General features: G+C 63.6%; 13 protein-coding genes. 6 read left to right on the top strand and 7 right to left on the bottom strand.

Going from position 1 to position 14072, the window contains the following annotated elements:
* Nucleotides 1–348: 348 nt before the first annotated feature.
* The 6 genes from etfB to OZ911_RS01645 form a co-directional block, all read right to left on the bottom strand.
* Nucleotides 349–1119, bottom strand: coding sequence for an electron transfer flavoprotein subunit beta (gene etfB / locus OZ911_RS01670; RefSeq protein WP_016484524.1), 771 nt, complete (start codon nt 1117–1119; stop codon nt 349–351).
* 10 nt (nt 1120–1129) lie between these two features.
* Nucleotides 1130–2362: an electron transfer flavoprotein subunit alpha gene (gene etfA, locus OZ911_RS01665; RefSeq protein ID WP_070086620.1), complete on the bottom strand. Its 1233-nt coding sequence runs from the start codon at nt 2360–2362 to the stop codon at nt 1130–1132.
* Complete coding sequence (dgcB, locus tag OZ911_RS01660) at nt 2362–4314, bottom strand: dimethylglycine demethylation protein DgcB (protein WP_016484522.1); 1953 nt, start codon at nt 4312–4314, stop codon at nt 2362–2364. The genes etfA and dgcB overlap by 1 nt, the downstream gene beginning before the upstream one ends.
* Before the next feature lie 164 nt (nt 4315–4478).
* Nucleotides 4479–6539, bottom strand: coding sequence for a dimethylglycine demethylation protein DgcA (gene dgcA / locus OZ911_RS01655; RefSeq protein ID WP_016484521.1), 2061 nt, complete (start codon nt 6537–6539; stop codon nt 4479–4481).
* Nucleotides 6540–6554: 15 nt separating this feature from the next.
* Complete coding sequence (locus OZ911_RS01650) at nt 6555–7085, bottom strand: DUF5943 domain-containing protein (RefSeq protein WP_012316656.1); 531 nt, start codon at nt 7083–7085, stop codon at nt 6555–6557.
* Between the two features lie 76 nt (nt 7086–7161).
* Entirely contained in the window at nt 7162–8139 is a 978-nt protein-coding gene (locus tag OZ911_RS01645; RefSeq protein WP_003255700.1) for a dipeptidase, read from the bottom strand.
* A gap of 283 nt (nt 8140–8422) precedes the next feature.
* On the opposite strand from OZ911_RS01645, the gene OZ911_RS01640 reads away from it, so the two are divergent.
* Nucleotides 8423–8824 carry a lysozyme inhibitor LprI family protein gene (locus OZ911_RS01640; RefSeq protein ID WP_060518030.1) on the top strand — a complete coding sequence of 134 codons (402 nt, stop codon included), beginning with the start codon at nt 8423–8425 and terminating at the stop codon, nt 8822–8824.
* Between the two features lie 161 nt (nt 8825–8985).
* Here OZ911_RS01640 and OZ911_RS01635 read toward each other — a convergent pair whose 3' ends face one another.
* On the bottom strand, nt 8986–9930 hold the full coding sequence (locus OZ911_RS01635) for a GlxA family transcriptional regulator (RefSeq protein WP_016484519.1): 945 nt from the start codon (nt 9928–9930) through the stop codon (nt 8986–8988).
* Nucleotides 9931–10076: 146 nt separating this feature from the next.
* Here OZ911_RS01635 and choX point away from each other — a divergent pair, with 146 nt between their 5' ends.
* The 5 genes from choX to OZ911_RS01610 all read left to right on the top strand — a co-directional run bounded on the left by choX (nt 10077) and on the right by OZ911_RS01610 (nt 14022).
* On the top strand, nt 10077–11021 hold the full coding sequence (choX, locus tag OZ911_RS01630; RefSeq protein WP_023047083.1) for a choline ABC transporter substrate-binding protein: 945 nt from the start codon (nt 10077–10079) through the stop codon (nt 11019–11021).
* A gap of 123 nt (nt 11022–11144) precedes the next feature.
* Nucleotides 11145–12029, top strand: a complete 885-nt coding sequence (gene cdhC, locus OZ911_RS01625) for a 3-dehydrocarnitine:acetyl-CoA trimethylamine transferase CdhC (protein ID WP_023047082.1) — start codon at nt 11145–11147, stop codon at nt 12027–12029.
* Between the two features lie 18 nt (nt 12030–12047).
* A complete protein-coding gene (locus OZ911_RS01620) occupies nt 12048–13013 on the top strand; it encodes an L-carnitine dehydrogenase (RefSeq protein WP_016484516.1) in 966 nt (321 codons plus the stop codon).
* Between the two features lie 10 nt (nt 13014–13023).
* Entirely contained in the window at nt 13024–13494 is a 471-nt protein-coding gene (locus OZ911_RS01615; RefSeq protein ID WP_023047080.1) for a thioesterase family protein, read from the top strand.
* Nucleotides 13495–13764: 270 nt separating this feature from the next.
* Complete coding sequence (locus OZ911_RS01610) at nt 13765–14022, top strand: hypothetical protein (RefSeq protein ID WP_016484514.1); 258 nt, start codon at nt 13765–13767, stop codon at nt 14020–14022.
* Nucleotides 14023–14072 lie beyond the last annotated feature (50 nt).

Here is a 14072-nt window from a genome sequence, read left to right as displayed (position 1 = left end):
GCCGGCTCACATTTGATCAGTTTATGATCAAAACTCTGTGAGCCCCGTTATATATGGCCCCCAGCCATACACCAACACTTTATCCACACCTTGGCGAACAGATTCCGTGGGCAAAACAGAGTTGCACCTGATGGTTGTGCCATTTCCGTCAAATCTGGCGGTGCGGTGGGGAAAAGGAGGGACTTATGCACAGGCGGAATGTGCCTGCAACAGATCAGGGGGTCGTTGTGGGAGCGGGCTTGCCCCGCGAAGCTGGCGACGCGGTGCATGGCACCGGCTGCGCCGGTGTTCGCGGGGCAAGCCCGCTCCCACAGAGTGAGGGGGGCTTGCCGAAGAGCGCGTAAGGCTTTAGCGCAGCACGCCCTCTTCCACCAGCAGCTTGAGGATGGCCTCAGCACCTTCCTGTGGCGAAACATCCTTCAGCACCTTGCCACCGCCGCCACTGGCCTTTGCCGTTGCTGCTTTCATGCGGTCCGCACCGCTCTTGGCCTTGATCACCTTCAGGCGCTTGGGCCGGGGACGGGCCGGTTGCAACTCGGCATCGGCCAGCAACTCATCTTCGACAATGGCCACATTACGCGCAGCCAGCACACCCCGTCGCGCGGGCCCGAATGCGCTCTGGCGCGGCTTGGGCGCAGCGTTATCCACAGTCGCCAGCAGCGGCAGGCGTACTTTCAGCCGGCGCCGCTGGCCCCGCGGCAACGCCTGCAATACCTGGGCGGTGCCGTTCTCGATCGACTCCACCTCGGCCAGCCCCACGATCAACGGCCAGCCAAGTTTTTCGGCCAGCAGGAAGGGCAGCATGCCCGAGCCTTCACCCGTCTCGGCCTGGCTACCGGTCAGCACCAGCTGTGCCCCGGCGTCGCGCAGGTAATCCCCCAGCACGCCCAGCACATCGGCACCGGCCGGCTGCTCCAGCACGTCAAGATGGTCCAGGCCCATGCCCAGGTAGGCGCGCAGCGCTTCTTCCTGTGGGTTGCCGGCATGGACCACCTGCAAGTTATCCCCAGCCAGCTGCAAACCCAGTTCCACGGCGCGGGCATCCTGCTCGGCGCGGCGGGCGCGCCCGGAGCTTGGGTGGGCACCGATGGAAACCAGGCTGATCACTTTCGTACTCATGCTCGTGCCCTTATGCCGCGTCGCGCTGGCCGCCGCTGCGGTAGTTGTCCACAGCCTCGATCAGTGCCTTGAGAATCGCCGAACTGTCGCCAATCACCGACAGGTCCGCCCGTTTGATCATGTCGCAGCCCGGGTCCATGTTGATCGCCACCACCTTGTCGCAGGCGCCGATGCCCTGCAGGTGCTGGATGGCACCCGAGATGCCCACAGCCACGTACACGCGCGCGGTGACCCAGGTACCGGTGGCACCCACCTGGCGATTGCGCGGCATGAAGCCGTCGTCCACCGCCACCCGCGAGGCACCTTCGGTGGCGCCAAGGGCTGCGGTGGCCTGGTGGTACAGGTCCCAGTCCTTGACCCCATTGCCGCCCGAGATGATGAACTCGGCCTCGGCCATGGCAATGGTGGCCGGGTCCACGGCCACCGAGCCCAGGTCTTCGATGCGCGACAGGCTGCGCGCCACGCGTGTGGACAACTCCACCGGCAAGGCTTCGTGACGGGTTTCGCTGACCGGCTCCGCGCACTCGGCGGCCGCCAGGATCAGCCGTGGCACGGCACGTTGCAGGTCTTGCTGGCCAGCACCGGCGCGGCCGATGCACTGGCCGTCCTTGACCTGCCACACCCGCGTGGCCGGGCGCTCGCCCAGCGCCGCGCCCAGGCGTCGGCCCAGTTCGCCGCCACCGGTGCGGCTGTCGGGCAGCAGCCAGTGGCGCGGGGTGAACTGGTTATCCACAGCCCGCAGGCCCTGCACCAGTTGCTCCGGTGCATAACCCTCGAAGGCCTCGCCCTCGATGACCAGCAGGCGGTCGACACCGGCTGTGGAAAAGTTGCTTTCCTTGTGCTCGTTAAAGACCACCGCCAGCACCGCGCCGTCACTGCCGGCCAGGCTGTGGGCCAGGCCGAGCAAATCGCGGTCGTGGCTGCTCAGGCGACCACCGACCATGTCCGGCACCACGGCGATGTAGAACGCCGGCGCCGGCACCTGGTGCAGCGGCAGCTTGACCTCTGCCGCCGCCGTGCGCCGCCCGCCCACACCGGTACCCTGCTGGGCGCCGCTGCGGTCGATGCGCTTGATGCCGGCCGGGCCGATGAAGCCTGCGGCAATCGCATGGGGGTTCTTGCGGATCAGGCTATTGGGCCCCATCCAGCTGGTCTGTTGCGTCTGCATGGCCGCATGCAGCGGGTGCAGGCGGTTACGGGCGATCCACTCGGCGCGTGGGTCGCGGCGGATAATGTCGCTCATCAGTGCACCTCCGCAGGTTCACGTTTGGCCGTTTGCGGCTTTGCGGCAGACGGCGCGTCCTCTTCGATCAGCACGTCGGCCACCAGCTCGGCCAGGTCCTTGATCTGCGGGCGCGGTTCGACCACGCCTTCGAGCATGGCGGTGCATTGTGGGCAACCCACGGCCACCAGCTCGGCCTCGGTCTCACGGATGTCGTCCATGCGCATGTCGGGGATACGCTGCTTGCCCGGGATGTCAGTGATCGGCGCCCCACCGCCACCGCCGCAGCAACGGGAACGGAAGCCCGAGCGCTGCATCTCGCGCACTTCGATACCCAGCGCCTTGAGCACTTCACGCGGTGCTTCGTACTCACCGTTGTAGCGGCCCAGGTAGCAAGGGTCGTGGTAGGTGACGCTGCCGCCCTTGTGCTGGCCGAGGTTGAGCTTGTTGGCCGCGATCAGTTCGGCCATGTAGGTGCTGTGGTGCTGCACCTGGTAGTCGCCGCCCAATGCGCCGTACTCGTTCTTCAGCACATGGAAGCTGTGCGGGTCGCAGGTGACGATGCGCTGGAACGTGTACTTGGCCAGGGTCTGGATATTGCGTTTGGCCAGTTGCTGGAAAGTCGCTTCGTCGCCCAGGCGGCGGGCAACGTCGCCACTGTCGCGTTCTTCCAGGCCGAGCACGGCAAAGTCCACGCCCGAGGCCTTCAACACTTTGACAAACGAACGCAGGGTGCGCTGGTTGCGCATGTCGAAGGCACCGTCGCCAACCCAGAACAGCACGTCGGTGGTTTTCACCTCCGACAGCAGTTGCAGGTTGAGGTCGGCTGCCCAGTTCATGCGCCCGCCGGGGGCGAAGCCGCCTGGGTTGTCAGTGGCGATCAGGTTGTCCAGCACCTCGGCGCCCTTGTTCGGGGTGGCGCCCTTTTCCAGGGTGAGGTGGCGGCGCATGTCGACGATGGCATCGACGTGCTCGATCATCATCGGGCATTCCTCGACGCAGGCACGGCAAGTGGTGCACGACCACAGCGTTTCGGCGTCGACCAGACCATTGACGATCGGCTGGTGCGGGTGGCCGCCATGCTCACCGATCGGCTTGCCCGGGTACGGGCTGCCGGCGAACTGGGCGTCCGTGCCGCCGGCCAGGCCGATGACCATGTCCTGAATGAGCTTTTTCGGGTTCAGCGGCTGGCCGGCAGCAAAGGCCGGGCACATGGCTTCACATTTACCGCACTGCACGCAGGCGTCGAAGCCCAGCAGCTGGTTCCAGGTGAAGTCCGCCGGCTTTTCCACGCCCAGCGGCGCGTTCGGGTCTTCCAGGTCCAGCGGCTTGAGACCGGTGGAGCGGCCGCCGCCGAAGCGCTCGGCACGGCGGTGCCAGGCCAGGTGCAGGGCACCGGCGAAGGCGTGCTTCATAGGGCCGCCCCAGGTCATGCCGAAGAACAGCTCCGACACACCCCACAGCACGCCCAGGCCGAGTACGGCGACCATCACCCAGCCGCCCGTGTTGGCGGGCAGGATGCCGGCGACCGGCAGGGTGGCAATGAAGAAGCTTGCGGCGAATACCAGCAGACTCTTCGGCAAGCGCATCCACGGCCCCTTGGACAGGCGCGATGGCGGGTTGAGGCGGCGCTTGAAGACAAAGATGGCCCCGGTAAACATGATTACCGTGGCTACCAGTAACGCGTAGCCGAGGATTTTGCTCTGCAGGCCAAAGCCATGCACCAGAATCGCCAGCGCGGCCGACAGCACGAAGCCGCCTGCGGTAGCCACGTGGGTCTTGGACATGTACTTATCGCGCTCGACCACGTGGTGCAGGTCCACCAGGTAGCGCCGCGGCATGGCCAGCAGGCCGCCGATCAGGTCGACCTTGGAAGCCCGGCCACGCCGCCACATGCGCACCCGGCGCAGGGCGCCGAGCACTGCCAGGCCAAGGGCAGCGAACAGCAGGATGGGTAGAAGGGTGTTCAACATGGGAGGCTCCCACAACAACAGCTGAATTCTTGCGCCGCTATGCCCCTTGTGGGAGCGGGCTTGTCCCGCGAAGACGTCCGGCCTGACAACATCGTTGTTGGTGCTGACGCATTCGCGGAGCAAGCCCGCTCCCACAGGGGTCTACGGCGTTTAGGCGCGCGGGATCAGAAATCCTTGCACAGCCGCAAGGCGTCGTAGATCGCTGCATGCACGTTGCGCTGGGCCACGCAGTCGCCGATCCGATACAGCAGGTAGCCCTCGCCCGGCTGGCTGAGGATCGGCTGCGGCTTGATGGCGAACAGCGCCTCCACATCGATCTGGCCCTTGTTGCGCGAGCCGTCCTTCAGCGCGTAGTACAGTGCTTCATCGGGTCGCACGCCGTTCTCGATCACCACCTGGTCGACCACGCGTTCTTCCTTGGCGCCGGTGTATTCGTTCTCCAGCACCGCCACCAGCTTGTCGCCTTCGCGGTAGACCTTTTCCAGCATCATGTCGCCGGTCATGATCACTTCTTTCGGGTACATGCTGCGGTAGTAGGTCGGGAAGGTCGTGCCGCCCATGGCCACGCCCGGCTTGATGTCGTCGGTGACGATTTCAACCTGGCTGCCTTTGTCGGCAATGTAGTCTGCTGCCGACATGCCGGTGAATTCACAAATGGTGTCGTACACCAGCACGTTCTTGCCCGGCGCAACCTTGCCGTCAAGTACGTCCCAGCTGCTGACCACCAGCCCTTCGGCAGCGCCCCAGTGCTCGTTCTGCTCGACGAACGGATGGCCGCCCACCGCCAGCACGATGACATCCGGGCGCAGGTCCTGGATGGCGTCCACGCTGGCAGCGGTCCCCAGGCGCAGGTCCACTTTCAGGCGCGCCAGTTCCAGCTGGTACCAGCGGGTAATACCGGCGATCTGGTCACGCTGCGGTGCCTTGGCGGCAATGGTGATCTGCCCGCCGATCTGGTCTTTTTTCTCGAACAGGGTCACGTCGTGGCCACGTTCGGCGGCCACGCGGGCCGCTTCCATGCCGGCCGGGCCTGCGCCAACCACCACCACCTTGCGCTTGACGCCGGTGGTCTTCTCGATGATGTGCGGCACCCCCATGTATTCACGGGAGGTGGCGGCGTTCTGGATGCACAGTACATCCAGGCCCTGGTACTGGCGGTCGATGCAGTAGTTGGCGCCGACGCACTGTTTGATCTGGTCAATCTGGCCCATCTTGATCTTGGCGATCAGGTGCGGGTCAGCCATGTGAGCACGGGTCATGCCGACCATGTCCACGTAGCCGCCTTCAAGAATGCGCGTGGCCTGGTTCGGGTCCTTGATGTTCTGCGCGTGCAGTACCGGGACCTTGACCACTTCCTTGATGCCGGCCGCCAGGTGCAGGAACGGCTCTGGCGGGTAGCTCATGTTCGGGATGACGTTGGCCAGGGTGTTGTGGGTGTCGCAACCCGAGCCAACCACGCCAATGAAGTCGAGCATGCCGGTGCCGTCGTAATACGCGGCGATCTGTTTCATGTCCTCGTGGCTGAGGCCATCAGGGTGGAACTCGTCGCCACAGATACGCATGCCCACACAGAAGTCGTCACCCACTTCGGCGCGCACCGCTTTCAGTACTTCCAGGCCGAACTTCATGCGGCCTTCAAACGTGCCGCCCCATTCGTCGGTACGTTTGTTGACCCGCGGGCTCCAGAACTGGTCGATCATGTGCTGGTGCACGGCCGACAGTTCCACGCCGTCCAGGCCGCCCTCTTTGGCACGCCGCGCGGCCTGCGCGTAGTTGCCGATGACGCGCCAGATCTCTTCCACCTCGATGGTCTTGCAGGTGGCGCGGTGCACAGGTTCACGGATACCCGACGGCGACATCAGGGTCGGCCAGTTGAAGCCGTCCCAGCGCGAGCGACGGCCCATGTGGGTAATCTGGATCATGATCTTGGCGCCATGCTTGTGCATGGCGTCAGCCAGGTTCTGGAAGTGCGGGATGATACGGTCGGTCGACAGGTTGACCGACGCCCACCATTCCTGCGGGCTGTCGATGGCAACAACGGACGACCCGCCGCAGATCGCCAGGCCGATGCCGCCCTTGGCCTTCTCTTCGTAGTACTTCACATAGCGGTCGGTGGTCATGCCGCCGTCAGTGGCGTAAACCTCGGCGTGCGCGGTGCTGAGCACGCGGTTGCGGATGGTCAGTTTGCCGATCTGGATCGGCTGGAACATTGCTTCGAATGCCATGACGCTATCTCCGGCTTACAACGGCTTTGTAACGAACAGGCCATCTTCGTGGCCTTCTTCCGACCCGCCGTAGACCTGTTCGGCCACGGTGCGGATCGAGCTGCCGCGGGCAGCGAGAATCTGGTCCATTGCGCCGGCGAACCAGCCGGTGAACATGTAGTCGACCTTGCGGCCACACTTGCCGTACACGTACACGAACGCCGAGTGCTTGAGCTTGACGCTGCAGGTGCCTTTGTCCAGGTCGATGTCCTGGATCTCGAACAGGCCCCAGCCACGCTGGCTCAGGCGCTTCATGTAGTGCTCGAACACCGCCACGCCTTCCAGGCCATGGCACTCGGCTTCTTTTTCACACCAGTGCCAGGCGGACTTGTAGCCGGCCTTGTAGAGGATCTCGGCATAGGCGTCGGCGCCCAGCACTTCCTCGATGCCCATGTGGTTGTTGACGAAGAAGTGGCGCGGCACGTACAGCATCGGCAAGGCGTCGCTGGTCCAGACACCGGTTTCGCTGTCGACTTCGATTGGCAATTGCGGGGCGATCTTGGCCATGGAAACTCAACTCCATAAAATTTTTATGTGGGTGCCCCGGCGTTGCTGGCAGGGGCTTTCAGGCTTGGAGAGCGGCTTACTCGCCCCAGACGTCCTTGAGGACGTTGACCCAGTTCTCGCCCATGATCTTGCGCACCACACGCTCGGAATGGCCGCGCTTGAGCAAGGTTTCGGTGAGGTTGGGGAATTCGCCCACGGTGCGGATGCCCAGCGGGTTGATGATCTTGCCGAAGTTGGTGAGGCGGCGGGCGTAGCCCTTGTCGTGGGTCAGGTACTCGAAGAAGTCCTGGCCGTGGCCCTGGGTGAAGTCGGTACCGATACCGATGGCGTCTTCACCGACAATGTTCATGGTGTACTCAATGGCTTCGGCGTAGTCGTCGATGGTGGAGTCGATGCCTTTGGCCAGGAACGGCGCGAACATGGTCACGCCGACGAAGCCGCCGTGGTCGGCGATGAACTTCAGCTCTTCATCCGACTTGTTGCGCGGGTGCTCTTTCAGGCCCGATGGCAGGCAGTGCGAGTAGCACACCGGCTTTTTCGATTCGAGGATGACCTCTTCGGAAGTCTTGGAGCCGACGTGGGACAGGTCGCACATGATGCCGACGCGGTTCATTTCCGCGACGATTTCGCGGCCGAAGCCCGACAGCCCGCCGTCACGCTCGTAGCAGCCGGTGCCCACCAGGTTCTGGGTGTTGTAACACATCTGCACGATGCCTACGCCCAGCTGCTTGAACACGTCAACGTAAGCGATCTGGTCTTCGAACGCATGGGCGTTCTGGAAGCCGAACAGGATGCCAGTCTTGCCCAGCTCCTTGGCCTTGCGGATGTCGGCGGTGGTGCGCACCGGCATCACCAGGTCGCTGTTGTCGCGGATCAGCTTCTGGCTGGAGGCAATGTTGTCGACGGTAGCCTTGAACCCTTCCCAGACCGACACCGTGCAGTTGGCCGCAGTCAGCCCGCCTTTGCGCATGTCCTCGAACAGCTCGCGGTTCCATTTGGCAATGATCAGGCCGTCGATGACGATGCTGTCGGCGTGAAGTTCGGCTGGGCTCATCAGGCTGTCCCCTTTTATTGAATGGTTGGCGCCAAACCTTCTGCCGGCGCTTTGGGGCCAGCATATGCCTGTGCCCAAAGGCGCCCCGATGCAAAAACGACAGGGGGTTTGCCGAAAGCGTCAATGCGCGACAACACGCCCTCTGGCACGCCGTCTGGCGATGAGAGACAGTCTCGATAACGACCTTTCTGGCGGCTTTATGAACATTTGGACAGGTGGCTACCACAGCGCCGTCGTCTGAGCGAGAATCCTGCGATTCGTCAGCCTGTTGAGGAGAAAAGGGATGAAATCATTGGCATGGCTGGTATTGCTGGCCGTCGTATCGGGCGCCCACGCCGGGGAGGAAGAAAGCACCCCGTGCGACAACGTCGAGACCGACCAGCAGACCTACGCCTGCGCGGCGTTCAACAAGCAGACGGCAGAGCGGGAGCTGAAGTCGGCTTACGATGACTTGATCCAGCGCATTCGCGATCAATATGCCGACGAAGGCGACCAGGCCACTGCCCTGATCGGGCGCATGGACGCGGCAGAGAAGCTGTGGATGCAACTGCGCGATGCTGATTGCAAGGTCGAGACCTATGCCGAAAAGGCGGGGAGCAAGGCATTCCAGGCGGCCTGGGATACCTGCGTGGCCCAGCGCAGTGATGACCGGTCGGAGTATTTGCAGTCCATTGGCCAGCAGTAAACCTGCACCGGCCTCTTCGCGGGACAAGCCCGCTCCCACAGGATCACCTCAGCCACTGAGGACTGCCATGGTCCTGTGGCCCAGGACTCAACAGAGCCTGAGAGATGTGGGGTCCCTGTGGGAGCGGGCTTGTCCCGCGAAGAGGCCAGCACTGACAAACATCAAACCGCCCTGGCCAACCTGTCCTCCCGCGGGCAACGATGATACCGGGCCCTATAACAGCGGGTAAAATACGAAGCCGACTCAAACCCACACGCCACGCCCACCTCCAGCACACTCATGTCGGTCTGGCGCAACAACTGCCTGGCCTTATCCAGCCGCAGTCGCAAATAGAAACCACTGGGCGTGTCGTCCAGGTGCACACGAAACAGCCGTTCCAGCTGCCGCCGGGTCACCTGCACCGCTTCTGCCAGCACCTGGGTATTGAGTGGCTGCTCGGTATTGCGCTCCATTTCGCCAATCACCTTCACCAGCTTCTTGTTGCTGATGCCATAGCGGCTGGCGATCTGCATGCGCTGATGGTCTTGTCGCTGGCGGATACGCCCGAGCACGAATTGCTCCGACACCTGCACCGCCAACTCGCTGCCATGGGCCTGTGCAATCAGGTCGAGCATCAGGTCAATGGACGCCGTACCGCCAGCGCAGGTGATACGCCGGCGGTCGATCTCGAACAACTCCTGGGTCGCCTGCAGGCTCGGGTAGTTCTCCTTGAACGCCTCCAGCGCCTCCCAGTGCACGGTGGCGCGGTGGCCGTCGAGCAGGCCGGACTCGGCCAGTACAACGGCGCCAGTATCGATACCGCCCAGGATCACCCCGTCGTGGTCCAGGCGGCGTAGCGCCTGCTGCAGGCCCGGCCCGTAACAGGCCAGGGGATCGAAACCGGCCACGATCAGCAAAATGCCCGCAGGCTCGCCCGCGGCCAACGCCGCATCGGCGTTCACCGACATGCCGTTGCTGGCCTGCACCGCCCCGCCATCCAGGCTCAGCACCTGCCAGCGGTACGACGGGCCCTTGAACCGGTTGGCTACCCGCAGCGGCTCCAGGGCACTGATGAAGCCCATGGCCGAGAACCCGGGCAACAGCAGAAAATGAATGGTTTGCAGCATTGCATGCTCCACGGCAAAGGTGGTCGCCTCCGTGCAAGTGTTGGTCGCCAGGGTGCGATTTTTCACCCTGCCAGCAGCGTAGCGTGTTCACACGGTCCAGAGAGACCGAACCCCATAACAATATGCACTGCCGATGGAGAGCCACCATGCACAGCTTGATCCGCCGCAGCCTGTTGACCCTTGCCCTGAGTAGCATCGCCACTTCCCCGCTTTACGCCGCAGAGCCTGCGGCCTGCAAGAACGTGCGCCTGGGCGTGGTCAACTGGACCGACGTCATCGCCACCAGCGCCATGGCCCAGGTGCTGCTCGATGGCCTGGGCTACCAGACCAAACAGACCAGCGCTTCGCAGCAGATCATTTTCGCCGGCATCCGCGACAAGCGCCTGGACATGTTCCTGGGTTACTGGAACCCGATCATGACCCAGACCATCACACCGTTCATCGATGCCCAGCAGGTAAAGGTGCTGGAAAAGCCCAGCCTGGAAGATGCGCGGGCGACCTTGGCAGTGCCGAAGTACCTGTATGACAAAGGCCTGAAGACCTTCGCCGACATTCACAAGTTCGAGAAAGAGCTGGGCGGCAAGATCTATGGCATCGAGCCAGGCTCGGGCGCCAACACCCAGATCAAGGCCATGATCACCAAGAACCAGTTCGGCCTGGGCAAGTTCCAGCTGGTCGAGTCCAGCGAGGCCGGCATGCTCGCTGCCGTCGACCGCGCCGTGCGCCGCCAGGAGGCCGTGGTGTTCTTCGGCTGGGCGCCGCACCCGATGAACGTGAACATCGACATGGCCTACCTGGGTGACAGCCAGGATGCCTTGGGCCCTGACGAAGGCCGCGCCACGGTATGGACGGTAACTGCGCCGGACTACGCCGAACGCTGCCCCAACGCCCACCGCCTGCTGGCCAACCTGAACTTCAGCGCCGAGGACGAGAGCCGCATGATGCAGCCGCTGCTCGACCACAAGGACGCACTGGAATCGGCCCGCCAGTGGCTCAACGACCACCCCGACGACAAGGCCCGCTGGCTCGAAGGGGTCACCACCTTCGACGGCAAGCCTGCGGCCGAGAACCTCAAGCTCACCGCCAACTGATCCGGCCTCTTCGCGGGGCAAGCCCGCTCCCACAGGTACAGCGTAACACTCAGGATCTCGCTGATCCTGTGGGAGCGGGCTCGCCCCGCGAAAGGGCCATCACAGACACTACAAGGAACCGCCATGAACCACGACGTCATCATCACCTGCGCCCTCACCGGCGCCGGTGACACCGCCTCGAAAAGCCACTTGGTCCCGGTCACCCCCAAGCAGATCGCCGAATCCGCCGTCGAAGCCGCCAAAGCCGGCGCCACCGTGGTCCACTGCCATGTCCGCGACCCGCAAACCGGCCGTTTCAGCCGCGACGTAAACCTTTACCGCGAAGTCATGGAACGCATCCGCGAGGCCGATGTGGACATCATCGTCAACCTCACCGCCGGCATGGGTGGCGACCTGGAAATCGGCCCAGGCGAAACGCCCCTGGAGTTCGGCCCGGGCACCGACCTGATCGGCCCGCTGGAGCGCCTGGCCCATGTCGAGGCCCTGTTGCCGGAAATCTGCACCCTCGACTGCGGCACGCTCAACTTCGGCGACGGCAATTCGATCTACGTCTCCACCCCGGCGCAACTGCGCGCCGGCGCCAAACGCATCACCGAACTGGGCGTGAAAGCTGAACTTGAAATTTTCGACACCGGCCACCTGTGGTTCGCCAAGCAGATGATCAAGGAAGAGCTGCTCGAAGACCCGCTGTTCCAGCTGTGCCTGGGCATTCCCTGGGGCGCACCGGCCGACACCACCACCATGAAGGCGATGGTCGACAACTTGCCCGCCAATGTCACCTGGGCCGGCTTCGGCATCGGACGCATGCAGATGCCGATGGCCGCGCAAGCTGTGTTACTCGGCGGCAATGTGCGGGTAGGCCTGGAAGACAACCTGTACCTGGACCGCGGCGTGCTGGCCAGCAACGGCCAGTTGGTCGAGCGGGCGGTGGAGATCATTTCCCGCCTCGGTGCCCGCGTGCTGACCCCGGCCGAAGGCCGGGAAAAGATGAACCTCAAACGCCGCTGATCACTTCAGGAGACTGATATGCCCTTCATCACCGAGATCAAGACCTTCGCCGCGCTGGGTAGCGGCGTAATCGGCAGCGGCTGGGTTGCCCGCGCCCTTGCCCACGGCCTGGACGTGGTCGCCTGGGACCCGGCGCCCGGTGCCGAGCAAGCACTGCGCAAGCGCATCGCCAACGCGTGGCCGGCGCTTGAAAAACAGGGCCTGGCCCAAGGTGCATCACAGGGTCGGCTGAAAGTCGTCAGCACCCTCGAAGAATGCGTACGCGACGCCGATTTCATCCAGGAAAGCGCACCCGAGCGGCTGGACCTCAAGCTCGACCTGCACGCAAAAATCAGCGCCGCCGCCAAGCCCGAGGCCATCATCGGTTCCAGCACTTCAGGCCTGCTGCCCAGCGAGTTCTACGAGTCGGCTACCCACCCCGAACGCTGCGTGGTCGGCCACCCGTTCAACCCGGTTTACCTGCTACCGTTGGTCGAAATCGTCGGCGGCAAGCGTACCGCGCCTGAAGCCATCGAGGCGGCAAAGACCATCTACACCGCGCTGGGCATGCGCCCGTTGCATGTACGCAAGGAAGTGCCCGGTTTCATTGCCGACCGCCTGCTCGAAGCGCTGTGGCGCGAGGCGCTGCACCTGGTCAACGACGGCGTGGCGACCACCGGTGAGATCGACGATGCCATCCGCTTTGGCGCAGGCCTGCGGTGGTCGTTCATGGGCACTTTCCTCACCTACACCCTGGCCGGTGGCGATGCCGGCATGCGCCACTTCATGTCGCAGTTCGGCCCGGCCCTCAAGCTGCCCTGGACGTACCTGCCGGCACCAGAGCTGACCGACAAGCTGATCGACGATGTGGTGGACGGCACCTCGGAGCAACTGGGCGAGCGCAGCATCGCCGCGCTGGAGCGCTATCGTGATGACACCCTGCTGGCGGTGCTGGAGGCTGTGAAGACCAGCAAGGCCACACACGGCATGGCCTTTGGCGATTGAGGAGTAAGCAATGCCCGCACTTGTGACCTACCGCACCCCAGTCCAGGAGGACTGGGTCGATTACAACGGGCATCTGCGCGATGCCTTCTACCTGCTGATTTTCAGCTACGCCACCGATGCGCTGATGGAGCGCATCGGCCTGGACGCCGACAGCCGTGGGCAAAGCGGAAATTCCCTGTTTACCCTGGAGGCGCACATCAACTACCTGCATGAGGTGAAGCTGGGGGCCGAGGTGTGGGTGCAGACGCAGATCATCGGGTTCGACCGCAAGCGCCTGCACGTCTACCACAGCCTGCACCGGGCCGGGTTCGACGAGGTGCTGGCTGCAAGTGAGCAGATGCTGTTGCATGTAGACCTGGCGGGGCCGAAGTCAGCACCTTTTAGTGAACAGAGTACGCAATTGCTGCAAAACCTGGCAGATAGCCAGCGCGACTTGCCTGCCGCGCAATTCATCGGCCGCGTCCTGCAATTACCCCACTGAGCGCTCAAAAAAATAACCCCGGAAAGCCGTGAGCATCCGGGGTCAAGAGCGAGCAACATCCACTGTGCATGAGTGAGGGTGACCAAACCCTCGTGGACCGTGAATGACTGCAGTCTGCTGGCTTCCCGGAAGCGGCAATTAGCCGGGAACGACCTGTTCTTAGCCAAACCAGCCATTGCGACATTCAGCCCTTGCGAGCCTGTCGCTGCAGACACAGAATCGGTCGTAAATCACAGCAGCACTCTCTTCGCGATAAAAGGGACAACAGCCATGATGCATGCGGATTTGATTGATCAGGACGACCTGGCAGGCCACCTGCGCGCGCGCGGTTTCGACATCCCCGCCGGGGCCACTGCCGAGCAGGCCTGCGAGGCGGTGGTATGCGGGCTGACCGAGCCCAATGCGCGGGCACTGAAAGGGATGGTCGAGCAGATGTATACCGGCAGCGCGACGATTTTGCCGGCAGTGCGCCAGGCGATCGACAAGCAGTTGTTGCCGGCGTTGGCGGCGTTCAACAAACGCGCGTAACTCATTCATCCAGGACCGGCCCCTTCGCGGAACAAGCCCGCTCCCACAGG

Origin of the sequence: Pseudomonas fortuita (assembly GCF_026898135.2) — a bacterium.
Lineage (GTDB): Bacteria > Pseudomonadota > Gammaproteobacteria > Pseudomonadales > Pseudomonadaceae > Aquipseudomonas > Aquipseudomonas fortuita.
This window is presented reverse-complemented; position numbering and strand designations above follow the sequence as displayed.